The 21199-nt window shown below is 69.1% G+C and carries 21 protein-coding genes and 2 tRNA genes; 11 read left to right on the top strand and 12 right to left on the bottom strand.

All coding sequences use genetic code 11. The annotated features are described in order from the left end of the window. Positions 1–99 precede the first annotated feature (99 nt). Positions 100–1335: a serine hydrolase domain-containing protein gene (locus ACFQ9K_RS21635; protein ID WP_378721585.1), complete on the top strand. Its 1236-nt coding sequence runs from the start codon at positions 100–102 to the stop codon at positions 1333–1335. A 3-nt stretch (positions 1336–1338) separates the two neighbouring features. Here the strand turns inward: ACFQ9K_RS21635 and ACFQ9K_RS21630 are convergent, their stop codons facing one another. Next, a complete protein-coding gene (locus tag ACFQ9K_RS21630) occupies positions 1339–1734 on the bottom strand; it encodes a DUF1801 domain-containing protein (protein WP_378721586.1) in 396 nt (131 codons plus the stop codon). Positions 1735–1802: 68 nt separating this feature from the next. Here ACFQ9K_RS21630 and ACFQ9K_RS21625 point away from each other — a divergent pair, with 68 nt between their 5' ends. Then, positions 1803–2447 carry a TetR/AcrR family transcriptional regulator gene (locus ACFQ9K_RS21625; RefSeq protein ID WP_378721587.1) on the top strand — a complete coding sequence of 215 codons (645 nt, stop codon included), beginning with the start codon at positions 1803–1805 and terminating at the stop codon, positions 2445–2447. A 100-nt stretch (positions 2448–2547) separates the two neighbouring features. Here ACFQ9K_RS21625 and ACFQ9K_RS21620 read toward each other — a convergent pair whose 3' ends face one another. After that, on the bottom strand, positions 2548–3318 hold the full coding sequence (locus ACFQ9K_RS21620) for a trans-aconitate 2-methyltransferase (protein ID WP_378721588.1): 771 nt from the start codon (positions 3316–3318) through the stop codon (positions 2548–2550). Between the two features lie 290 nt (positions 3319–3608). On the opposite strand from ACFQ9K_RS21620, the gene hspQ reads away from it, so the two are divergent. Both hspQ and ACFQ9K_RS21610 read left to right on the top strand, forming a co-directional pair. After that, a complete protein-coding gene (gene hspQ, locus ACFQ9K_RS21615; protein ID WP_378721589.1) occupies positions 3609–3836 on the top strand; it encodes a heat shock protein HspQ in 228 nt (75 codons plus the stop codon). 109 nt (positions 3837–3945) lie between these two features. Continuing rightward, positions 3946–5010 carry a serine hydrolase domain-containing protein gene (locus ACFQ9K_RS21610; protein ID WP_378721590.1) on the top strand — a complete coding sequence of 355 codons (1065 nt, stop codon included), beginning with the start codon at positions 3946–3948 and terminating at the stop codon, positions 5008–5010. A gap of 6 nt (positions 5011–5016) precedes the next feature. Here the strand turns inward: ACFQ9K_RS21610 and ACFQ9K_RS21605 are convergent, their stop codons facing one another. The 5 genes from ACFQ9K_RS21605 to ACFQ9K_RS21585 all read right to left on the bottom strand — a co-directional run bounded on the left by ACFQ9K_RS21605 (position 5017) and on the right by ACFQ9K_RS21585 (position 8042). After that, on the bottom strand, positions 5017–5484 hold the full coding sequence (locus tag ACFQ9K_RS21605) for a flavodoxin family protein (protein WP_378721591.1): 468 nt from the start codon (positions 5482–5484) through the stop codon (positions 5017–5019). A gap of 90 nt (positions 5485–5574) precedes the next feature. Then, the gene (locus tag ACFQ9K_RS21600; protein WP_378721592.1) at positions 5575–6489 is read right to left on the bottom strand and encodes an RNA polymerase sigma-70 factor; all 915 of its coding nucleotides are present in this window, start codon (positions 6487–6489) and stop codon (positions 5575–5577) included. After that, positions 6486–7637, bottom strand: coding sequence for an NAD(P)/FAD-dependent oxidoreductase (locus ACFQ9K_RS21595; protein WP_378721593.1), 1152 nt, complete (start codon positions 7635–7637; stop codon positions 6486–6488). Before ACFQ9K_RS21595 ends, ACFQ9K_RS21600 begins: the two co-directional genes overlap by 4 nt. Before the next feature lie 210 nt (positions 7638–7847). Beyond that, positions 7848–7921 (bottom strand) — tRNA-Pro (locus ACFQ9K_RS21590). Positions 7922–7968: 47 nt separating this feature from the next. Next, a tRNA-Gly gene (locus tag ACFQ9K_RS21585) sits at positions 7969–8042 on the bottom strand. 914 nt (positions 8043–8956) lie between these two features. Between ACFQ9K_RS21585 and ACFQ9K_RS21580 the strand changes: the two genes are divergently transcribed. Continuing rightward, positions 8957–9907, top strand: coding sequence for a diguanylate cyclase domain-containing protein (locus ACFQ9K_RS21580; protein WP_378721594.1), 951 nt, complete (start codon positions 8957–8959; stop codon positions 9905–9907). A gap of 13 nt (positions 9908–9920) precedes the next feature. Here ACFQ9K_RS21580 and ACFQ9K_RS21575 read toward each other — a convergent pair whose 3' ends face one another. Together ACFQ9K_RS21575 and ACFQ9K_RS21570 are read right to left on the bottom strand one after the other, a co-directional pair. Then, positions 9921–10733, bottom strand: coding sequence for an Fpg/Nei family DNA glycosylase (locus ACFQ9K_RS21575; RefSeq protein WP_378721595.1), 813 nt, complete (start codon positions 10731–10733; stop codon positions 9921–9923). Between the two features lie 13 nt (positions 10734–10746). Beyond that, entirely contained in the window at positions 10747–11220 is a 474-nt protein-coding gene (locus ACFQ9K_RS21570; RefSeq protein WP_378721597.1) for a ribose-5-phosphate isomerase, read from the bottom strand. A 178-nt stretch (positions 11221–11398) separates the two neighbouring features. Between ACFQ9K_RS21570 and ACFQ9K_RS21565 the strand changes: the two genes are divergently transcribed. Continuing rightward, positions 11399–12463, top strand: coding sequence for a M48 family metallopeptidase (locus ACFQ9K_RS21565; protein ID WP_378721598.1), 1065 nt, complete (start codon positions 11399–11401; stop codon positions 12461–12463). A gap of 48 nt (positions 12464–12511) precedes the next feature. On the opposite strand, the gene ACFQ9K_RS21560 is transcribed toward ACFQ9K_RS21565, so the two are convergent. Continuing rightward, positions 12512–13159, bottom strand: coding sequence for a DsbA family protein (locus ACFQ9K_RS21560; protein WP_378721600.1), 648 nt, complete (start codon positions 13157–13159; stop codon positions 12512–12514). Between the two features lie 180 nt (positions 13160–13339). Between ACFQ9K_RS21560 and ACFQ9K_RS21555 the strand changes: the two genes are divergently transcribed. Genes ACFQ9K_RS21555 through ACFQ9K_RS21540 form a run of 4 tightly spaced genes read left to right on the top strand, consistent with a single transcriptional unit; the run spans position 13340 to position 16758 of the window. Beyond that, positions 13340–14575, top strand: coding sequence for an NAD(P)/FAD-dependent oxidoreductase (locus tag ACFQ9K_RS21555; RefSeq protein WP_378721602.1), 1236 nt, complete (start codon positions 13340–13342; stop codon positions 14573–14575). Between the two features lie 6 nt (positions 14576–14581). Beyond that, complete coding sequence (locus ACFQ9K_RS21550; protein ID WP_378721603.1) at positions 14582–14983, top strand: YciI family protein; 402 nt, start codon at positions 14582–14584, stop codon at positions 14981–14983. 14 nt (positions 14984–14997) lie between these two features. Next, on the top strand, positions 14998–16224 hold the full coding sequence (locus tag ACFQ9K_RS21545) for an RNA polymerase sigma factor (RefSeq protein ID WP_378721604.1): 1227 nt from the start codon (positions 14998–15000) through the stop codon (positions 16222–16224). A 48-nt stretch (positions 16225–16272) separates the two neighbouring features. Beyond that, a complete protein-coding gene (locus tag ACFQ9K_RS21540) occupies positions 16273–16758 on the top strand; it encodes an NUDIX domain-containing protein (protein ID WP_378721605.1) in 486 nt (161 codons plus the stop codon). 3 nt (positions 16759–16761) lie between these two features. Here the strand turns inward: ACFQ9K_RS21540 and ACFQ9K_RS21535 are convergent, their stop codons facing one another. Beyond that, positions 16762–17628: a phosphoribosylaminoimidazolesuccinocarboxamide synthase gene (locus tag ACFQ9K_RS21535; protein WP_378721606.1), complete on the bottom strand. Its 867-nt coding sequence runs from the start codon at positions 17626–17628 to the stop codon at positions 16762–16764. A gap of 94 nt (positions 17629–17722) precedes the next feature. On the opposite strand from ACFQ9K_RS21535, the gene pepN reads away from it, so the two are divergent. Next, a complete protein-coding gene (pepN, locus tag ACFQ9K_RS21530; protein WP_378721607.1) occupies positions 17723–20302 on the top strand; it encodes an aminopeptidase N in 2580 nt (859 codons plus the stop codon). Positions 20303–20364: 62 nt separating this feature from the next. Here pepN and ACFQ9K_RS21525 read toward each other — a convergent pair whose 3' ends face one another. Then, on the bottom strand, positions 20365–21159 hold the full coding sequence (locus ACFQ9K_RS21525; RefSeq protein WP_378721608.1) for an NAD(P)H-binding protein: 795 nt from the start codon (positions 21157–21159) through the stop codon (positions 20365–20367). Positions 21160–21199: the final 40 nt, after the last annotated feature.

Genomic DNA, 21199 nt, shown 5'->3' with positions numbered 1-21199 from the left:
CGGGCGGCGACTGACACACGTTACCGTGGGGTGTTAGCAAGCCGCTTGCAAGTGTTACCGCAACGGTTCGGCTGACGCACGGGACGAAGGAGTCTGACCATGCCGTTCGGGAGTTCGGACAGCACGCCCGGCAACGGGCACATGCTCATCGACGACCGCTTCACCGTCGTGGCCGGGAAGTTCTTCTCCCTGTTCCGGCGCAGGCGGCAAGGCGGCGGCGCCCTCGCGGTCTACCTGCACGGCGCGCCCGTGCTGGACATCTGGGCAGGCTGGGCGGACACCGAACGGCGCTGGCATGCCGACACGATGGCGCTGTCCTACTCGACCGGTAAGGGTGTCGCGGCCACGGTCATCCACCGGCTGGCCGAACGCGGCGTGCTCGATTACGACGCTCCGGTGGCGACCTACTGGCCCGAGTTCGCGGCGAACGGCAAGGAAGCCATCACCGTTCGCGACGTGCTGAGCCATCGGGCCGGATTGCAGCGCACCCGCGGACTGGTCGAGGACCCGGCGGACCTGCTCGACCACGACGCCATGGCCGCCGCCATCGCTGCCTCCGCGCCGGACCCGCTGCGGCTGCGGGCGTCCGGGTATCACGGGCTCACCTTCGGCACCATCGTCGCGGAGATCGCGCAGCGGGCGACCGGGCGCACGTTCACCGAATTGGTGCGCGCCGAGTTGGCGAAGCCGCTGGGCGACAACGACTTCTATTTCGGCGTCCCGCAGCGCGAGCGGCATCGGCTGGCCAGGCTGTCGCCGCGGCTCGGCATCGCGCGGGTGCCGTTCGACCGGATGATCGCCCCGTTCGCCTCGCTGCGCGCGGTGCACTCGGCGCGCGGCGCGGTGTACGACGGCTGGGCGGACATGACCCTCGGCGAACAGCCCTACGACACGATGATGCCCGGCTGGAACGGGGTTTTCACGGCGCGCGCGCTGGCCAAGATGTACGGCGCGATCGCCAACGACGGCGCGATCGGCCGCCGGCGGCTGCTGCGCCCGGAGACCACCCGGCTGATCGCGCAGATGCCGCCGAACGGGCGGTTCGACTACGTCCTCGGCGCCGCACCGCATTTCGCGCTCGGGTACCACCGCGGCATCGTCGGCACCAAGCTCACCCGGCAGGCGTTGGGGCACTTCGGGATCGGCGGGTCGGGCGGCATCGCCATGCCCGGGCTCGGCCTGTCGGTCGCGTTCGTCACCAATCACCTGGGCAATCACGCGATGTCGCTGGGTGACGCGCGGCTGCCGGTGCTCGCCATGCTCGCGCAGCGGGCCGCGCGCGGGCTGGACGACACCGGCGAGCTGCCGGACAGTCTCGACGTCGCGGTCGGTTGACCGTCAGCTGTCGCCCTTCAGTTTGCGCCAGCCGCCCGCCCGATTGTTCGCGATGATCTGCTCGAACATCGCGAGCAGCGGTGCGGCAGGAACCTTTTCGCCCTCGCGGACGGCGACGGTGCGCGCGGTCTTGTTGGCGTGCCCCGCGGTGATGATGCCGTCGGGGTCCGGCACGATCGCGCCGTCGTAGAGGAAGACGTTGACGTGCGTCTTCGCCGCGAGCAACGCGCAGATATTGCCGTCGAGCACGAAGTACGGCCGCACTGTGCGCTTGATGGTCTCGACCACCTCGGGATCGGCGGCGTGCACCAGCTCGCGCACCTCCCGGCAGATCGCTTGCTGCCAGGCGGGCAAGGCCTCGATGTAGGCGTCGACGCGCGGGTCGGGCTCGTAGGACATGGGCCGATCCAAACACACTCCCGGCGGGCCGGTGTCCGTTTTTCGCCAGCGTGAGTACGATCGACCGTATGGAAAGTGGCCCCGATACCGCGGCCCTCGCCCACCGCGAGCCCGCCGAGATCACCGACAAGCGCCTGCTCCGCGGGGCGAAGACGCGGCAGACGGTGCTGCGGCACGCGGTGGACATCGCCTCGCTGGACGGGCTGGAGGGGCTGAGTTTCGGCCGGCTCGCGACCGACTCCGGGCTGAGCAAAGCGGGCATCCAGACGCTGTTCAAGACCAAGGAGGCGCTGCAACTGGCCGCCATCGACTTCGCCCGCGACATGTTCGTCGAGACCGTGGTCGAACCGGCCCGGCCCGTGCCGCACGGCGTCGCCCGGTTCCGGGCGCTGGTGCGGAACTGGCTGGCCTATGTGCAGAACCCGCTGTTCGCCGGCGGCTGCTTCTGGGTCGCGAACATGCCGGAACAGGACAGCAGGCCGGGACCGGTGCGCGATGCGCTGTTCCGCGACCGGCAGGCGTGGATGCGCATCCTGGAGGGTGAGCTGCGGCACGCGGTGGCCGCGGGTGAGATCGCCGAGGTGGACGCGGAACTGGCGGTCTTCCAGATCGACGCCGTGCTCTTGGTGACCAACACGGCGCTGCGCCTCGACGACGAACGCGCCATCCCGCGGGCCTGGCGCGTCGTCGACAGCTTTCTCACCGCGCCCTGACCCCGGACGGCAACCGGAAGATCAGCACGATGCCGACCGCGAACGAGCGCCGCACGAGCGGGTCACCGCCGGTCCGATCGACCGACTGGCGACCTGCCGATCAGGCCGAGGGTTTGTGCGCCACCGCGAAGATTCGGCGGAACGGGAACCAGGTGGTGCCGTCGGGGCGGGCGGGGTAGGCCACGCGAAGGCGGGGTGCGAGTTCGGTGCGGAATTCGCGCCAGTCCTCGTCGTCCAGTGCCGCGCGGATCGGGCGCAGGGCAGTGCCGGTCACCCACTCCAATACCGGATCCGGACCCGAAAGACGTTGCAGGTAAGTGGTTTCCCACACGTCGACCGCGGTGTCGCCGACCGCGAGGACCGTCGCGTAGTCGGCAGGCCCGGAGACCGCGTCGGCGCTGCGCAACGCGATCTCGCCGAGCTCGCCCCGCCAGCGCGCCTCGGTGGCGAGCGCGCGGATCTCCCGGTGCGAGGGCGCGTCGAAGTTGCCCGGCACCTGCATGGCGAACCAGGCGCCGGTCGGCAGCGCGCTCACCCACTCCGCGAGCAGCGTCAAATGGTTCGGAACCCATTGCAGGACAGCGTTACTGACGACGACATCGGTCTCGGCGTCCGGCTCCCAGTCGTGCACGTCGAGCACGCGGGCGTCGATCCCCCGCTCCCGCGCCTCCCGCACCATCTCCGGCGAGGAGTCGAGGGCGTCCAGCCGCGCGTCCGGCCATCGCTCGGCGAGCACGCCGGTGAGGTTACCCGGGCCACAGCCCAAATCGACTACGCGGCGCGGTTTTTCGGCGTCGATCCGGGCGACCAGCTCGAAGAACGGGCGTGCCCGGTGGTCGGCGAAGTCGAGATACTTCTTCGGATCCCACATACGAAACCCTTCTCGTAAACAGTACGAGCGTACTTAGTACGATTGTACTGTATAGCATCCGCCGTCCCGAGGGTGCCCGCGCTTCGACGGCACAAACCGCTCCCACCGAAGAAACCGACCGGTTTGCTAAGTACGATAGGGGGTAACCCGGAATGAATGGTTGCCGACCCGATACCCGGCCGACCAGCACAACGGCAGCCACCGCCAGTCCGGCCGGTCCCCGCTTGGTTCATCAATGTTGTTGCACGCAAGCCAGATACAGTGACCTGTATCGGAAAGGTGCGTGAATCATGACGGAAGCCAAGTTCTCGGTAGGCGATCGAATCCGCCACGTTTCAATGGGTCATCACGGCGTCGTCGTCGCCGTCGATCGCGAATACTCCCCGGCTCACGCCGACAACGACCTCAGCCTCAACCCATCCATCCGGGATCACCCCTGGTACCGGGTGACGCTGGAGGACGAGCACGGCAAGGCCGTCGACAGCTACCTGTCCGAATCCCAGATCGACGCCGAATAGGTCGCCGCCTTCCGGACCCGGTCGTTGCCCGAAGCCCGAAGCTTCCGATGGCCGTGCGCTGCCGGAAAATGAGTGGCTCCGGGGATTCGGGCGGGGCTAGGTTACGGCGATGGCGGAGATCCACGGCCGGTGCGCCGGCCGGTTCGAGGCGGTGGCGCACGCGTTGGCGGAGTCACTGGACGGCGACGACGTCGGCGCTGCGGCGGCGGTGTTCATCGATGGCGAAGCCGTGGTCGACATCTGGGGCGGGTATGCCGATGCGGGGCGGAGTGTGCCGTGGGGGCGGGACACGATTGTGAATGTCTGGTCCACCTCCAAGACGATGGTGGCGTTGTGCGCGTTGATCGCGGCGGATCGCGGGGCGCTCGATCTGGATGCGCCGGTTGCGGAGTACTGGCCCGAGTTCGCGGCGGCGGGGAAACACGGCGTGCTGGTCAGGCACCTCCTCGGACATACGGCGGGGCTGCCGGATTGGGACGACCCGGTCACCGTCCAAGACCTGTACGCGTGGCCGGTGGCCACGGCTCGGCTGGCCGCTCAGGCGCCGCGCTGGGAGCCCGGCGCTTCCGCCGGATACCACTCGATCACGTTCGGCTACCTGCTCGGCGAAGTCATCGCGCGGGTGACCGGACGCAGCGTCGGCCGATTCTTCGCCGAGGAGGTGGCGGGGCCGCTGGGCGCGGACTTTCATATCGGGCTCGCGGCCGAACATGACTGGCGGGTGGCGGAATTGATCGCGGCGCCGGAGGGCGACAAGCCGGCGGGATTCGTGGTCGGGGTCTCCGATGCCAATACGCCGGCGTGGCGGCGGGCCGAGATACCGGCGATCAATGGCCACGGCAACGCTCGCTCGGTCGGCTTGGTGCAGTCCGTGCTGGCCTGCGGCGGCACCGTGGGTGGCGTCCGGCTGCTGTCGCGAGCGGGTTGCGAGCGGGTGCTCGACGAGCAGTTCCGGGGCATCGACCGGGTGCTGGGGAGCCCGATCCGCTGGGGTATGGGATACCGGCTGGAGGGGCGCAGCTGCTCGTGGGGCGGGTGGGGCGGCTCGCTGGTGCTCGTGGACCTGGATCATCGAATGACGGTGTCGTACACGATGAATCAGGTGCTGTGGGACTCGGGCTACGACCGGTCCCTCAGCATCCTGCTGGCCGCCTACGAATCGCTCACCGCCTGAGTCGATTCAGGCCGCGACCCGCGCGCGCAGGCGTTCGGCGAAGGCACGGGCAGCCGCGAGATCGGCGCCGTCGGGGCGGTTCTTGCGGATGCCGCCGACGAGTTTGAGGGGGGCGTAGGTGTCGAAGGCCCGGCAGGAGAAGGTGCCTGCCACCTCGAAACCCTTCTGCGCCAGCAGCTTTGCCATCGGACGGGAGAAGCGCTGGAAGCGCGCCTCGGGAAAACCGCTGGTGGCGAAGAGGAATGCCGTGCGCCGCGGTTCCTCCGGCAGAGCGTCGACGAACTCGCGAAGCTGAGCGTGAAAGGAGCCGAGGAAGATTCCCGAACCGAAGCCGACGAGGTCGTAGCCGGCGAGTTCGGCCGCATCGATCTGGTCGGGCGTGACCACCCGGGCCGCCAGGACCTGACCCATGAGGTCGGCGATCCGCTTCGTATTGCCATGGGACACCGAGGTGCACACGATGATGGCCTTCATGACGAGACTCCTTCACGTCGGATTTGCTCCGGTCCCTACTGAGACACCGCTCGGCCCGGGAGCGTGACAGGCGGGCGGCTGTGGCCTCCGTCACCCCGGGCCATCGGGTATCACGCGGTCGAGCGGGCGCAGCACGTCGGCGGAGCGCAGCTTGTCGGGGTTGCGGACGGCGTACAGGCCGGTGATGCGGTCACCGTCGATCTCGATCATCAGGATGGTGTCGAGTTGCCCGTCGGCGCCGGACCGCAGCAGCAGCGCGGGCAGCGCGTTGAAGCTGCCGAACTCGACGGCCATGTCCGCCATGCTGTTGCGGGCCAGCCCGATCAGGAACTTGGCGACCGGCTCGGCCCCGACGATCGGGCGACCGGCGACGACGACCCGACCACCGCCGTCGGAGATCTGCACGACGTCGGGCGCGAGCACGTCCATCAGCGTCTGCACCTCGCCGGTGCGCGCCGCGAGCAGGAAGCGGGTGATGATCGCCTGGTTGGTCTCGGCGTCGGGCTGGAAGCGTTTACGGCGGGCCCGCACGTGTTCGCGGGCGCGGTGCGCGATCTGGCGCACGGTGGCGTCGGTCTTGCCGATCATCTCGGCGATCTCGACGAGGCTGTGGCCGAACACTTCCGAGAGCAGGAACACCGCGCGCTCGGTCGGGCCGAGGGTTTCCAGCACGAGCAGCATGGCCATCGACACCGATTCGGCCAGCAGCACATCGTGACTGGCGTCGTGCTCGGTACGGATCGGCTCGGGCAGCCAGTTGCCGACGTACTCCTCGCGGCGGCGGCGCACGGTGCGTAGATGGTTGAGCGCCTGGCGGGTAACGATCTGCACGAGGTAGGCGCGGGGGTGTTCGACCGTGTCCTGGTCGGTGTCGAGCCAGCGAAGAAAGCTGTCCTGCAACACGTCTTCGGCGTCGGCCGCGCTGCCGAGGATCTCGTAGGCGATGGTGAACAGCAGCGGGCGGAACTGATCGAAGGTATCCGTTTCGGGGAGTTCGCCGTTCATCGGATCGCGGCCGGGATCGGCTCGGGCACAGCCGGTCCGGGCCGCCACCGGTAGGCGCGCGGGAAACGCATCGAGGTGAGGGTCCAGCGGCAGACCTGTTCCTTGGCCACCGCCGCCACCCGCCCGGACAGCGTGAACCCGCGGGCGCTGTCGTCGCGGTGTGTGGCTTGGATGAACCCGTCGCGCCGTCCGAGGCTGATCGCCTGACCGGCCAGGCCGAGCGACAGCGGTTCCGGTTCTTCGCCGCGGATCAGTGCGAGCACCGTGTCGGCGCCGTGCGCGCCCATGGGTATCGCGGCCTGACAGCTCATTCTCACGTGCTCCCCCACATGTCCAGGTGGCATGACGGCGTCCCCGACGCCGACGATCCGTCCATGATCAACACACACCAACGTATCGCCGGTGCGCAAGCGACCGTCGGCCGACACAGGTAGACCACTGCGCAACGCCAGGTCGGGCACGCCGAACGAACCGGCCCAGACCGTGCAGTCACTGGGCAGCAGGTCGGCGTCGGTCACCACTCCATCGGATCGGACTCCGCTCACCCGCAGTCCGGTCAGCAACTGGACACCGGCCTGCACGAGCTTGCCTTCGATCGTCGCCCGGCTCGACTCGGGCAGCCATCCGGCGACCGACCGCGAAACCAGCTCGACCGTCAAAGACGGGTACCGGTAGGCGATTTCGGCGGACGTTTCGATTCCGGTCAGACCGCCGCCGATCACCACGACGCGTGCGCCCGCCGGCAGCCGCGGCAACCGCAGGCGCAACGCCTCGGCACCGGCGAGGTCGGCGACGCGGTACGCGTATTCGACCCCGGGCACGCCGGTGGCGGCCGCACTGCCCACCGCGTACACCAGATAGTCGAATCCGAGCGCGGCACCGTCATCGAGCCGCACCGACCGGGCCCCGATCTCGTCGACCGCCGCTACCCGCAGCCGGACGTCGCGGTGCAGCAGCCCCCTTCGCCGCTGCACCGCGTTCGTCCCGCCGGCCGCGTGCTCGTGCAGCCGGATGCGTTCCACGAACTCCGCCCGCGGATTGACCACCGTCACGCGCACGTCCGACTGCCCAACGGCGGCAAGCCGATTCGCGGCCATCACGCCCGCGTACCCCGCGCCCACCACCACGACGTGTGCCCGCACACCCACCTCCGCTCCAGCTTCGAACCGACATCTCGAAGACACCGGCCGGGCAGAGACCGTGACAGCGCGAAAGTGTGGTGACGATCACAAGGGATCCGACCTGCATGACACAGGCATCGGCCTGCAACGGTCAGATCGGCCCGCTGCCGATCGAACGGCCGGAACGCCGCGAGCCGACCAACGCATCTGACCCGCGTCGATCGGCTCGAATAGTTGTCGGGGTGACAGGATTTGAACCTGCGACCCTCCGCTCCCAAAGCGGATGCGCTACCAAGCTGCGCTACACCCCGTCGTCCCTCGCGGCGGGTATCGGCCGCCGCCGAGGCTGAATTCCGTGTGGAGCCGGTGACGGGAATCGAACCCGCACCATCAGCTTGGAAGGCTGAGGTTCTACCATTGAACTACACCGGCAGGCAAACGACACCGATGGGATCGCCACGATGTCGCGTGCGTCCCGACTGTACCGAACCCTGCTTCGCAAATGCCAATCAGCCCCCCGCGCAGCGAGATAGCGCAGGTGTGTGTCCGGGTAGCCGGCGCGACGCCCTATCGTGAGTCTCGCACGCCACTCGCCCCGGTCAGGGCGGGGCGCGCGGTGCAGAACTTAATGAAATTAAGAGGCATCTCTTCCTTGAAACTCGGGCGTGTCGGATTGGAAGCGGGGAGCATATGGGACGCGTGACGACTCCTGTCGGGGGGAGCCGTGGCCCACGGGGTGGCCACCAGTCACGCCCGACCGGTCGCGGAGAGGATGCCACCCATGGGGACATCACGACTCGCCGAAATAGCACTAGCAGGAAATTGCGCCGTGCCACCGACCGCCGGGTGTGCTGTGGGCAGGAAAATCCGGCTCCACACCCCCACTGGGCAGAAGACCCGCAGACCTTCGGCTACTCGCACCGCTACTTCGGCGCCGCGACCTGGCGGACGGCCCATCCGGCCGCCCGCTCGGCCACATCGCGCCGGGGTCTGGCGAGCGGCCGAGGGGACCCGCATGGCGCGGCGCTACAGCGTGTCGCCAGCGCGTCTCGGCGCGACTTCTCAGCGAACGAAATCCGGGTGTAACGCCGCCGCGACTTCTGCGATCTCATATCCGATCGCCATTCGCGAGGTATCGAGAACACGTTGCAAAACAGCGTTTTTTGATGCCGGGTGGCTTGCTAGGATCCTTTTTGCCGGACGGGGGTATCTGGAAAGGGGGCGGTGAGCGTGCGCCGAGCGAGGTGGACACAACCGCGTAGCAGTGCGAACGATCGGGGTGACGTCGGCACCTGTGTCAGCACAGGGCCTCTGGGTACCGACGCCACCTGCGCAGGGTGAGTTCGATGTCGATCGATATCGAGCCCCCTGTCGCCGCGATGGCCCGCGCCTGGGCCCGTGCGGTGTGCGCCGAGCCGGGTTCCGGCGCGGCGCCGCAACAGCTGGAACCCGTGCTTATCGAGATCGTCGAGCAGCTGCTCACGCTCGCCAGGTCCGAGCCGTTCCCGGTGCCGCAGGCCCGGATGCTCGGCGCCCGGTTGTCGGAGGCGCCGTTCGACCGGATCCGGATGCTCGCGCAGGCCTCCAGGTGGCTGCTCGGCTTCCCGTCCGGCGCCCCGGGTTCGCTGGTCGCCACCCGCTGGCCGTTCATCGCCAGCCAGGCCATCGACAGCTACGCCCAGGCGCTGCAGGAACGCGCGCTGGCCCAGCAGGAACAGAACCTTTCGGCGAAGGTCTCGCTGCGCGTGCAGGAGATCGCGGCGTTGCAGCATCGGCTCCGGCACGAGGCGACCCACGACGCGCTCACCGATCTGGCCAACCGCACCCTGCTGCAGGACCGGGTGCGGCTGATGTCCACCGACCCGAACCGCGGCGTCGGGCTGCTGCTGATCGACCTCGATCGGTTCAAGCAGATCAACGACGGCTACGGGCACGCGATCGGCGACGAGGTCCTGGTCGAGCTGGCCAATCGGCTGCGCGAGGTGTGCGCGCCGGAAACCGTGATCTGCCGTTACGGCGGTGACGAATTCGTGCTCGCGGTCAATCCGCCGCACAACACGCTCGGCGATCTGGCCAGCAAGATCGTGTCCGCGCTGCGCGACCCGGTGTGGTCGACGGCGGGTCCGGTGCCGGTCTCGGCGAGTGTCGGTACGGCGTTCTGTCCGCCCGGAAGTCCGTGCGACTTCAGCGATCTGCTGCGCCGGGCCGACCGCGCGATGTACTCGGCGAAGACGGCGGGCGGGCGGCGGTTCGCGCTGGCGGACGAGCCGGCCATCGACGAGGCCGTGGCGGGTTGAGGAGCCGGCGAAGCTAGACCGCCTGACAGGTAGGGCACCAGAAGAGGTTCCGGGCCTCCATGACCGCGTGCGCGATCGGTGTGCCGCACACGCGGCAGGGAGCGCCCTGGCGGCGGTAGACGTAGGTGCGCGGCCGGTCTGGTGCGTAGGACGGCTCGCCGTGGTCGTCCTCGGGCCGAACCACGACCATCTTGCCGACCCGCACCCCGACCTTCATCAACGCGACCAGATCGACCCACATCGCGGCCCACTCCGCGGCGGACACCGCGGTGCCCGGCCGGTGCGGCGAAATGTGGTGCCGGAACAGCAGTTCCGCCCGGTAGACGTTGCCCACCCCGGCGAGCACCGCCTGGTCCATCAGCAGCGCGCCGATCGGCCTGCGCGAGCGATGCATTCGCTGCCAGGCCCGATCCGGGTCGGCGCCGCGGCGCAGCGGATCCGGGCCGAGCCGATCGGTGAGCGCGGAAACCTCTGGGGCGAGCAGGACTTCGCACGCGGTCGGCCCGCGCAGGTCGGTGCCGAACCCGGCCTGCCCGTCCTTGACGCCGAACATGCGCATCCGCACCTGCCCGACCGGCTCCCCCATCGGCAGCTCGGATTCGGTGAACTTGCCGTACAGGCCGAGGTGCACGTGCACGATCAGGCCCGAATCATAGTGGTGCAACAGGTGTTTGCCCCACGCCTCGGCGCGGGTCAGCAGCTGCCCGTCGACCCGGGCCGCGCCAGCCGCGAACTTGCCCTGCGGGCTGGACACGCGCACCACACTGCCCGCGAGGCGCCTGTGGTGCAGCCTCGCCAGCCGGTGCAGCGTATGACCTTCGGGCACAGTCGGTTACCGCTCAGTACGCGGGAACCGCCGGGGCCTCACCGGACTTCTCGTACTCGGCCAGGATGTCGATGCGCCGCTGGTGGCGCTCCTCGCCCGACCACTCGGTGGTGACGAACGCGTCGACGATGGCCAGCGCCTCCTCGGTGGAGTGCATGCGGCCGCCGATGCCGGCCAGCTGTGCGTTGTTGTGCTGACGCGCCAGCTGGGCGGTCTCCACGCTCCAGGTCAGCGCGCAGCGGGCGCCGGGCACCTTGTTCGCGGCGATCTGCTCGCCGTTGCCGCTGCCGCCGAAGACCAGCCCGAGGCTGCCCGGGTCGGCGACGGTGCGGCGGGCCGCCTCGATGCAGAAGGCCGGGTAGTCGTCGAGCGCGTCGTACTCCAGCGCGCCGCAGTCGACCACCTCGTGGCCCGCCTTTTCCAGATGGTCCTTCACGTGATTCTTGAGTTCGAAACCGGCATGATCGGCACCGAGGTATACGCGCATGGCACGCATTCTGTCAGGCCCGTTTCCGGGCCGTTACGAAGGGGTTCGCCGCCCGATTAACACTGAGGCCCGCCACCGCGAATCGAGAGATACCGCGTGCGTGTCCTGAGCCACAGCGCTCCGCCGGCCACGACCGAGTAACCGCCTCTGTCCCGAGCAACTGAATAGAGTTCATTTCATGCAGCCGCACGAACCCCAGCCCCATCAGACGGGCCCGCACGTCGACCCGTATGCCTCGGCCGGGTGGGCGCAGGCGCAGGACGCGCCCTACGGCTCGCCGCCGCCCTACCCCGTCCCGCCGCCATACGGCCCCTATCCTGGCGCGCCGGTCCCGCCGACCGTGCCGCCCCAGCAGCAGCCCCGCGGGCTGTCCCCGTTCGGCATGCCCGCCCGGCACAGCTGGGAGATCCCGATGCTCATCGTGGTCGTCACGCTGACCGTGCTCGCGTACGCGATCGCGGTGACGTTGCTGGCTACCGGCAGCTTCGACCAATACGTGCTGCTGCTGGTGTTCGCGCCGGTGCTGATCTGGTTCGGTCGCGGCATGCTGTATTCGACCCAGCGGGTCAACGGGGTCAAGATGTCGCCGACCCAGTTCCCGGAGGGGCATCGGCTGGTGGTCGAGGCGGCCGCGCGGTTCGGCATGACGAAGGTGCCGGACGCGTATGTGGTGCTCGGCAACGGCCAGATCAACGCGTTCGCCAGCGGGCACGGGTTCCGCCGGTTCGTCGCGGTGTACAGCGACCTGTTCGAGATCGGCGGCGCCGCACGGGAACCCGACGCGCTGGCGTTCATCATCGGCCACGAGGTCGGTCACATCGCGGCGGGCCACACGTCGTATTGGCGGCAGGTGGGCATGTTCCTGGTCCCGTTCCTGCCGCTCATCGGCAACTCGCTGATCCGCGCGCAGGAGTACACCGCGGACAACCACGGCTTCTGCAATCGGCACACCGGCGCGCCCGCGGCGATGGGCACGCTGGCCGCGGGCAAGTACCTGAACACGCTGGTCGGCGTCGACGAGATGGCCGACCGGGCGGCGACCGAGAAGGGCTTCTTCGTCTGGGTGGTCAACGCCATGTCCTCGCACCCCGTGCTGACCTGGCGGATGTGGGCGCTGCGTGATCGCAGCAGGCACGGCAAGCTGTGGTTGCGGCCGAGCCCGCCCGCGGGCGCGATCCCGCCGCCGGGCGGCTATCCGAGCACCTATCAGACGCCGGCGCTACCGCCGAAACCCGTTTCCTAGCCGGCACGGTCCGAGTGCCGCGGGCGAACCCGCGGCACTCGCCCGGTCTCAGTCGAACTCGGGATCCTCGGTACGGGTGCGCTTGAGCTCGAAGAAGTGCGGGTAGTCCGCGAGCGTCACCGCGGCGTCCCACAGCTTCCCGGCCTGCTCGCCGCGCGGGATCCGGGACAGCACCGGGCCGAAGAACGCGGTGCCGTTGATGTGGATGGTGGGCGTGCCGACGTCCGGGCCGACCTTGTCCATGCCCTCGTGATGGCTCTTGCGCAGCGCCTCGTCGTAGTCGGTGCTCTCGGCCGCCTTCGCCAGCTCGGCCGGCAGGCCGACCTCGGCCAGCGAATCGGCGATCACCGCGGCGAGGGACTCGACGCGCGAGTCCCGCTGGTACTCCTCGCGGCGGTTGTGGATGCGGGTGCCCATCGCGGTGTAGAGCGGCAGCAGCACCTTGTCGCCGTGCTCCTGCGCGGCCGCGATGGCGACCCGAACCGGGCCCCAGCCGCTGGACAGCAGCTCCTGGTACTGCTCGGGCAGGCCTTCCTTGTTCTCGTTCAGCACCGACAGGCTCATCACATGGAAGCGCGCCTCGATGTCGCGTACCTGCTCGACCTCGAGAATCCAGCGCGACGTGATCCAGCACCAGGGGCACAGCGGGTCGAACCAGAAGTCCGCAACATCTTTCGTGGAGCTCTTCTCACTCACGACAGGTCCTCTCGAATCGCATGCTCGACTGGCGGCGCTCAGCTCCGCCGTTATACGGAACCAACCACAGCCGGCGCCGATTCGTTCCCACCCGGTCGTCGCGTTTTCGACTGCGGCCGCGACCGGCCCCAGTAGGGTTGGTCCGCAGGAGTCCACGTTCCCTCTCGACAAGGAGTCCGCATGGGTTCGGATGATCGTTTTGTCATCGTCGGCGGCGGGCTGGCCGCGGCGAAACTGGCGGAAGCGTTGCGCGCCAACGACTTCGACGGCTCGGTGACGCTGATCGGCGCGGAGGAACAGCTGCCCTACGAGCGGCCGCCGCTGTCCAAGGAACATCTGGCCGGCAAGAAACAACTCGCCGAGTTCACCACGCATCCGCGCCAGTGGTACCGCGACCACAACGTCGAGGTCCGGGTCGGCACGACCGTCGAGCGCCTCGATACCGCCGCGCAGACCGTCTCGCTGCCGGACGGTTCGACGGTCGCCTACGACAAGCTGGCCCTCGCCACCGGCTCGACGCCGCGCACGCTGTCGATCCCCGGCGCGGACGCCCCCAACGTGTACACCCTGCGCTCCATCGAGGACTCCGACACCCTGATCGAGTTCTTCGCCGGCGCGACCCGGTCCCTGGTGATCATCGGGGCCGGCTGGATCGGCCTCGAGGTCGCGTCCGCGGCCCGCGCCGCCGGGCTCGCGGTGACCATCGTGGAGACCGCCGAAGGTCCGCTGCTGGCCTCCCTCGGACCGGAGATGGGCGAGGTGTTCGCCGAGCTGCACCGGGCCAACGGGGTCGAGCTGCGTTTCGGCGCCAAGGTCACCGAGATCACCACGAAGGAAGGCATCGGGACCAGGCTGGCCACCGGGGTGAAGCTGGACGACGGCAGCGTCATCGAGTCCGAGGCGGTGCTGGTCGCGGTCGGTGCGAAGCCGAACATCGAACTGGCCGCCGAGGCCGGGCTCGACGTGGACGGCGGCGTGCTCGTCGACGAGCACCTGGCCACCAGCAACCCGGACATCGTCGCCGTGGGCGACATCGCCGAACAGCAGCATCCGCTGCTCAGCCGCCGAATTCGGGTGGAGCACTGGGCGAACGCGCTCAACCAGCCCGCCGTCGCGGCCGCGACCATGCTCGGCAAGGACGCCAGTTACGACCGGCTGCCCTACTTCTTCACCGACCAGTACGACCTGGGCATGGAGTACACCGGCTACGCGGCGCCCGGCGACTACGCACGCGTGGTCACCCGCGGCGATGTGGCGAAACGCGAGTTCGTCGCGTTCTGGCTGGACGCGGACAACCGGATCCTGGCCGGCATGAACGTGAACGTCTGGGACGTCACCGATCGGATCAAGGAGCTTATCCTGGCGGGCGAACCGGTCGACCCGGACGCGCTGGCCGATACCTCGAAACCGTTGTGAGTCCTGATGAAGTACATGCTGCTGAAGACCTACAGCTCCCCCGCCTACTGCGACACACCGATCAGCGAATGGTCCCCACAGGAGATCCAGGCGCACATAGACTTTCAGCGCGCCCTCGGCGAGCAGTTGGCGAAATCGGGTGAGCTGGTAGACGCGCAGGGGCTCACCGGCCCGACCGAGGCGCGCATCGTCAGCTCCGACGACCGCTCCGCGCCGCTGGTGACCGACGGACCGTTCCCGGAGACGAAGGAGTTCCTGGCCGGGTACTGGATCGTGGATGTGGACAGCCCGGAACGGGCCTACGAGATCGCCGCGAGCGCCTCGGCGGCACCGGGGCCGGGTGGCAAACCGATCGGCGAATACATCGAGGTACGGCCGGTGATGAGCGTCCCGGCCAGCGACCTGTGACCTACCGGCGAGTGGTGCCCGACGACACACCGCTCCCGGCGCGGCCCGAGGACCTGTTGCGCGAGTTGGCGCCACAGGTCCTCGGTGCTTTGGTCCGCCGGTTCGGCGACTTCGACACCGCGGAGGACGCGCTCCAGGAGGCGATGCTCGCGGCGGCGACCCAGTGGCCGGTCGAGGGCCTGCCGGAGCATCCGCGCGGCTGGCTGATCCAGGTGGCGCAGCGCCGGATGGCCGACGCGGTGCGCGCCGAGGTGGCCCGGCGGCGCAGGGAGACAACGGCATTCGACCGCGAGGTGCCGGACGCGCTGCCGGTCGACCAGGACGACACCCTGGCCATGTTCTTCCTCTGCTGTCACCCGGCGCTGTCCGCCGCCAGCGCCGTCGCGCTCACCTTGCGGGCAGTGGGCGGACTCGGCACGGCGGAGATCGCGCACGCCTTCCTGCTGCCGGAATCGACCATGGCGCAACGGATCACGCGGGCCAAGAAGAAGCTGGCGACGCTGGACCGGCCGTTCGCGCGCCCCGGCGATGCCGAATGGCGCGCCCGGCTCGGGACCGTGCTGCACGTGCTGTACCTGATCTTCAACGAGGGCAGTACGAGCACGACCGGTCCGGCGTTGCAGCGGGCCGACCTGTCCGGCGAGGCGATCCGGCTGGCCCGCGCGGTGCATCGGCTGCTGCCCGACGACACCGAGGTCACCGGGCTGCTCGCGCTCATGCTGCTCACCGATTCCCGGCGGGCGGCCCGCACGGGGGCGCGCGGCGAACTGATTCCGCTGGCCGAGCAGAACCGGGCGCTGTGGGATCGCGGGCTGATCACCGAGGGCGTCACGCTGACGACGAGCACCCTGGCTCGCGGACTTACCGGCCCCTATCAGCTCCAGGCGGCCATCGCGGTGCTGCACGCGCAGGCCGCGAGCGCCGAGGAGACCGAGTGGCCGAAGATCCTCGCGCTCTACGACCTGCTCGACAAGCTGGCGGACAACCCGATCGTCACGCTCAACCGCGCCGTCGCGCTCGCGATGGTGCACGGTCCCGCGGCCGGCCTCGAACTCGCCGCGACCCTGCGCGACCAGCTGGCCGGCAACCATCGACTCGATGCCGTCCTCGGCCATCTGCACGAGATGGCAGGCGATTTCGACGCCGCGATCACCAGCTACACCACCGCCGCGGGCCGTACGCCCAGCGCACCCGAGAACCACTACTTGACCCTGCGCGCCGCCGAGCTCCGGCATCGGTGAGCCCACCGGGTGCCGCACACCGGCCGGAGCGTGGGGCAGACTGCATAGGTGACGGATAAGACCAGTGCGGGGGTTCTGTTGTTTCGGCGGGGTGCGGACGCGCACGTCGAGGTGTTGATCGGGCACATGGGCGGGCCGTTCTTCGCGCGGAAGGACAACGGCGCGTGGTCCATTCCGAAGGGCGAGTACGAGCCGGAGCTGGAGGACGCGCAGGCTGCGGCCAGCCGCGAGTTCCACGAGGAGCTCGGACTGTTCGTGCCCGCCGGTGACTGGATTCCACTCGGCGACGTGCGCTACAGCAGCGGCAAGGGCAAGAAGACGCTCACCGTCTGGGCCGTCGAGGGCGATCTCGACCCGGCCGACGTGGTCCCCGGCACATTCGAGATGGAGTGGCCGCCGCGTTCGGGCAAGCTGGCCAGCTTCCCCGAGATCGACCGCGCGGACTGGTTCGATCTGGACACCGCGCGGGAGAAGCTCGGCACGGGGCAGCGTCCGTACCTGGATCGGCTGAACGACTACCTCGGCCGAGCCTGACGACTACCGCGGCACCCCGGTCCAGGTGCGGCCGGTGACGAGTTCGTAGGCCTCCATGTACTTCTGGCGGGTGGCCTCGACGATGTCGGCCGGGATCTCCGGGCCGGGGTACTCCTTGTTCCAGCCGGTGGAGGTGGACCAGTCGCGGACGAACTGCTTGTCGAACGAGCGCTGCGCGCGGCCGGGCTCCCACTCGGCGGCGAGCCAGAAGCGTGACGAGTCGGAGGTCAGCACCTCGTCGCCGAGGGTGAGCGTGTCACCGTCCCAGCCGAATTCGACCTTGGTGTCGGCGACGATCACGCCGCGCTCGGTGGCGTGCGCCGCGCCGCGCGAGTAGATGTGCAGGGTCAGGTCGCGCAGCTGCTCGGCGACCTCGCGCCCCTCCTGGTTCACCACGTCGGCGAAGGTGATCGGCTCGTCGTGGCCCTCGGACGCCTTGGTGGTCGGCGTGAAGATCGGTTCGGGCAGCTTGTCGCCCTCGCGCAGGCCGGGTGGCAGCGCGACACCGGACACCGAGCCCTCCCGCTGATACTCCTTCAGGCCGGAGCCGACCAGGTAGCCGCGGGCGATGCATTCGACCTGCACCATCTTCAGCGGCTTGACCCGGATCGCGCGGCCGGCGAACTCGGCGGGCACGTCGGTGGCGGAGACCACGTGGTTGGGCACGTCGGTGAAGTAGTCGAACCACCAGTTGGACAGCTGGGTGAGCAGCGCGCCCTTGTCCGGGATCGGCGTCGGCAGCACCACGTCGTACACCGAGACCCGATCCGACGCGACGAGCAGCAGGGTGTCGCCGTCCTCGTAGAGGTCGCGCACCTTGCCGGCGTGCACATGCTTCACTCCGCAGCTCCGATCCTGGATAGGGTTCATAAGGCAGTCTGCAAAAAACTCCCGCGCGGGCAACCTTACCCAGGTGGCATCGTGGGGAACGCCCGAGCTAGTTCTTCGAACCCGAAGGAGCCTTATGTCCGCACCGAACCTGACTCGCGACCAGGCGATCGAACGCGCGTCGACCGTGTCGGTCGACAACTACCGCATCGACCTGGACCTGACCGACGGTGCGGGCAAACCGGGCGAGCAGACCTTCTTCTCCCGCAGCACGGTCACCTTCTCCGCGACCGCGGGCGCGAGCACCTTCATCGACCTGGTGGCCCGCGGCGTGCGTTCGGCGGTGCTCAACGGCACCGCGCTCGATGTCTCCGGCTACGACGAGTCCACCGGGATCGCGCTGCCCGACCTGGCCGCGACCAACGAGCTGGTCGTCGAGGCCGACTGCGAGTACTCCAACACCGGCGAGGGGTTGCACCGCTTCGTCGATCCGACCGACGACGCGGTCTACCTGTACTCGCAGTTCGAAACCGCCGATGCCAAGCGGATGTTCGCCTGCTTCGATCAGCCGGACCTGAAGGCCACGTTCGACATCAGCGTCACCGCCGCGCCGGACTGGCAGGTCATCTCCAACAGCGCGGTCGTGGAAACCCTTGCGGCAGAACCGGGTAAGCACGTCTTCCGGACCACGCCGAAGATCAGCACCTACCTGGTCGCGCTCATCGCGGGTCCGTACGCGCAGTGGACCGACGTCTACACCGACGAGCACGGCGACATCCCGCTCGGCATCTACTGCCGCGCCTCGCTGGCCGAGCACATGGACTCCGAGCGGCTGTTCACCGAGACCAAGCAGGGATTCGCCTTCTACCACAACAACTTCGGCGTACCGTACGCGTTCGGCAAGTACGACCAGCTGTTCGTGCCGGAGTTCAACGCGGGCGCGATGGAGAACGCCGGGGCGGTGACCTTCCTGGAGGATTACGTCTTCCGGTCCAAGGTGACCCGCGCGTCCTACGAGCGTCGCGCCGAGACCGTGCTGCACGAGATGGCGCACATGTGGTTCGGCGACCTGGTCACCATGAAGTGGTGGGACGACCTGTGGCTGAACGAGTCGTTCGCCACCTTCGCCTCCGTGCTGTGCCAGGCCGAGGCCACCGAATACACCAGTGCCTGGACCACTTTCGCGAACGCGGAGAAGTCCTGGGCCTACCAGCAGGACCAGCTGCCGTCCACGCACCCGATCGCGGCCGACATCCCCGACCTGGCGGCGGTCGAGGTCAACTTCGACGGCATCACCTACGCCAAGGGCGCGAGCGTGCTCAAGCAGCTCGTCGCCTACGTCGGCCTGGAGCCGTTCCTGGCCGGCCTGCGCGCCTACTTCGCCGACCACGCCTACGGCAACGCCACTTTCGACGATCTGCTCGCGGCGCTGGAGAAGTCTTCCGGCCGTGACCTTTCCGACTGGGGCGCGCAGTGGCTCAAGACCACCGGCCTGAACACGCTGCGGCCGGACTTCACCGTCGACGCCGACGGCAAGTTCACCTCGTTCGCGGTCGTGCAGGGCGGCGCGGAGCCCGGCGCCGGTGAGCGGCGCGTGCATCGCCTTGCCATCGGCGTCTACGACGACCAGGACGGAAAGCTGGTGCGCACCAAGCGCGTCGAGCTCGACGTGCAGGCCGCCGAGCGCACCGAGGTGCCCGAACTGGCCGGCGTCGCGAGCGGGCAGTTCGTGCTGATCAACGACGACGACCTGACCTACTGCTCGGTGCGCCTCGACGCCGGTTCGCTGGACGTGCTGGTCAACCGGATCGCCGACATCGCCGAGCCGCTGCCGCGCACGCTGGCCTGGTCGGCGGCGTGGGAGATGACCAGGCAGGCCGAGTTCCGGGCCCGTGACTTCCTCGCGCTGGTCCAGCGCGGCGTCGGCGCGGAATCGGAAATCGGTGTGGTGCAACGACTCCTGATGCAGGCGAACCTGTCGCTGCGCAGCTACGCCGACCCGGTGTGGGCGGCCGAGACCGGCTGGGTCGAGTACGCGAACCGGCTGCTGGAGCTGGCCCGCGAGGCCGAGGCGGGCTCGGATCATCAGCTGGCCTTCGTCAACGCGCTCACCACGGCCAAGCTGTCCGCCTGGCACACCGAGGTGCTGCGCGAACTGATCGACGGCGATCCGGACAAGGTCGGCCTGGCCGGGCTGGCGGTCGACGCCGACCTGCGCTGGCGCATCGTGATCGCGCTGGCGGCGGCCGGTGAGATCGACGCCGACGGCCTCGACACCCCGTTCATCGACCAGGAGCTGGCCAAGGATCCGACCGCCGCGGGCCGCAGGCACGCCGCGACCGCGGCGACCGCAAGGCCGCAGCCCGAGGTGAAGGAACAGGCCTGGGTGAAGGTGGTTTCGGACGATTCCGTCTCCAACATCACCACCCGCGCGATCGTCGCCGGATTCGCCCCGGCGGGTCAGAACGAGCTGCTGGCGCCCTATGTCGACCGCTACTTCGCGGAGGTGGCCGGCGTGTGGGAGCGGCGCTCCAGCGAGGTCGCCCAGACCGTGGTGGTCGGCCTCTACCCGGGCTGGTCGATCAGTGACGACGCCGTGGCGATCGCCGACAAGTTCCTCGCCGGGGATCACCCGCCTGCCCTGCGCCGCCTGGTGGTCGAGGGCAAGGCGGGCGTCGAACGTGCCTTGCGCGCAAGGGCTTTCGACCGGCGGTAATCGAACCACGAATCAACGGGACCTGTCCGCGGGCGTGCGGCAGGTCCCGTTGTTCGTGAATGTCACTGGAACAGCGCGGTATTGGCCGCTGCCCAGTGCGCGAAGGTGGTGGCGGGGGCGCCGGTGAGGTCGGCGACGGCGGTGCCCGGCGTGGGGTGCCAGCCGACCATCGAGCCGGTGGCCCGCACGTACCATTCGGGGGCGGGCATGCTGCGCGCGAAGACCTCGATCGCCGCTTCGGGCGAGACCTGCCGGACGGTCAGGGGGCGGCCGAGGGCCACACCGATCTGCCGGATGCGGTCGGCCCTGGTGCACACCTCCGGGCCGGTGAGTTCGTAGGTCTGTCCCCGATGCCCCTCGGAGAGCAGGACTTTCGCGGCCACCCTGGCGATGTCGTCCATGGCGACCGGGACGCTCTCCACCTCCGGATACGGGTCGAGGATCTCGTCGGACGCGCGGATCTGCTCGGCCCAGACAGTGGCGTTCTCGATGAAGTCGACACCGAACAGGTGCGTCCACGCGAGCCCGGAGTTCTCCACCGCTTGCGCGATCGGCGTCCAGTGCGCTTCCCCGGACAGATCGACGATGTGCCGGATGCCCGCCTGCTTCGCCAGCGCGACCACCTCGGCTACGGTCTCCAGCTTCGGCGCGAGATACATCCGCTGCACGCCCTCGAAGGCGGCGGGCAGGGATGACACCCGGCCCAGATAGCCCTCGGCGATCTCGACGCCCGCGGGCAGCGCGGCCCGGTCCGGATGGTTGGTCAGTGCCCGGACATCGTCGGCGCCCGCCGCGAGCAGATGGTCGACGACCATGCGGCCGATGTTCCCGGTGGCTCCTGTCACAAGAATCTTCACCGCACCACGGTGCGCGAGCCGCGCGGCGGCGCGCAACCCG

It is taken from the genome of Nocardia sp. NPDC056564, from assembly GCF_042793755.1.
In the GTDB taxonomy this organism is placed as follows: Bacteria; Actinomycetota; Actinomycetes; order Mycobacteriales; family Mycobacteriaceae; genus Nocardia.
Note: the sequence above shows the minus strand (reverse complement) of the source record. Positions and strands in the feature narration are given on the sequence as shown.

Excerpts from the sequence above, each read along its gene's own strand:
- pepN (WP_378721607.1), top strand. The coding sequence starts at position 17,723 with ATGTCCGCACCGAACCTGACTCGCGACCAGGCGATCGAACGCGCGTCG.
- ACFQ9K_RS21620 (WP_378721588.1), bottom strand. The coding sequence starts at position 3,318 with ATGTGGGATCCGAAGAAGTATCTCGACTTCGCCGACCACCGGGCACGC.
- ACFQ9K_RS21600 (WP_378721592.1), bottom strand. The coding sequence starts at position 6,489 with ATGAACGGCGAACTCCCCGAAACGGATACCTTCGATCAGTTCCGCCCG.
- ACFQ9K_RS21605 (WP_378721591.1), bottom strand. The coding sequence starts at position 5,484 with ATGAAGGCCATCATCGTGTGCACCTCGGTGTCCCATGGCAATACGAAG.
- ACFQ9K_RS21635 (WP_378721585.1), top strand. The coding sequence starts at position 100 with ATGCCGTTCGGGAGTTCGGACAGCACGCCCGGCAACGGGCACATGCTC.
- ACFQ9K_RS21630 (WP_378721586.1), bottom strand. The coding sequence starts at position 1,734 with ATGTCCTACGAGCCCGACCCGCGCGTCGACGCCTACATCGAGGCCTTG.
- ACFQ9K_RS21625 (WP_378721587.1), top strand. The coding sequence starts at position 1,803 with ATGGAAAGTGGCCCCGATACCGCGGCCCTCGCCCACCGCGAGCCCGCC.
- ACFQ9K_RS21580 (WP_378721594.1), top strand. The coding sequence starts at position 8,957 with ATGTCGATCGATATCGAGCCCCCTGTCGCCGCGATGGCCCGCGCCTGG.
- ACFQ9K_RS21565 (WP_378721598.1), top strand. The coding sequence starts at position 11,399 with ATGCAGCCGCACGAACCCCAGCCCCATCAGACGGGCCCGCACGTCGAC.
- ACFQ9K_RS21535 (WP_378721606.1), bottom strand. The coding sequence starts at position 17,628 with ATGAACCCTATCCAGGATCGGAGCTGCGGAGTGAAGCATGTGCACGCC.
- ACFQ9K_RS21570 (WP_378721597.1), bottom strand. The coding sequence starts at position 11,220 with ATGCGCGTATACCTCGGTGCCGATCATGCCGGTTTCGAACTCAAGAAT.
- ACFQ9K_RS21555 (WP_378721602.1), top strand. The coding sequence starts at position 13,340 with ATGGGTTCGGATGATCGTTTTGTCATCGTCGGCGGCGGGCTGGCCGCG.
- ACFQ9K_RS21550 (WP_378721603.1), top strand. The coding sequence starts at position 14,582 with ATGAAGTACATGCTGCTGAAGACCTACAGCTCCCCCGCCTACTGCGAC.
- hspQ (WP_378721589.1), top strand. The coding sequence starts at position 3,609 with ATGACGGAAGCCAAGTTCTCGGTAGGCGATCGAATCCGCCACGTTTCA.
- ACFQ9K_RS21610 (WP_378721590.1), top strand. The coding sequence starts at position 3,946 with ATGGCGGAGATCCACGGCCGGTGCGCCGGCCGGTTCGAGGCGGTGGCG.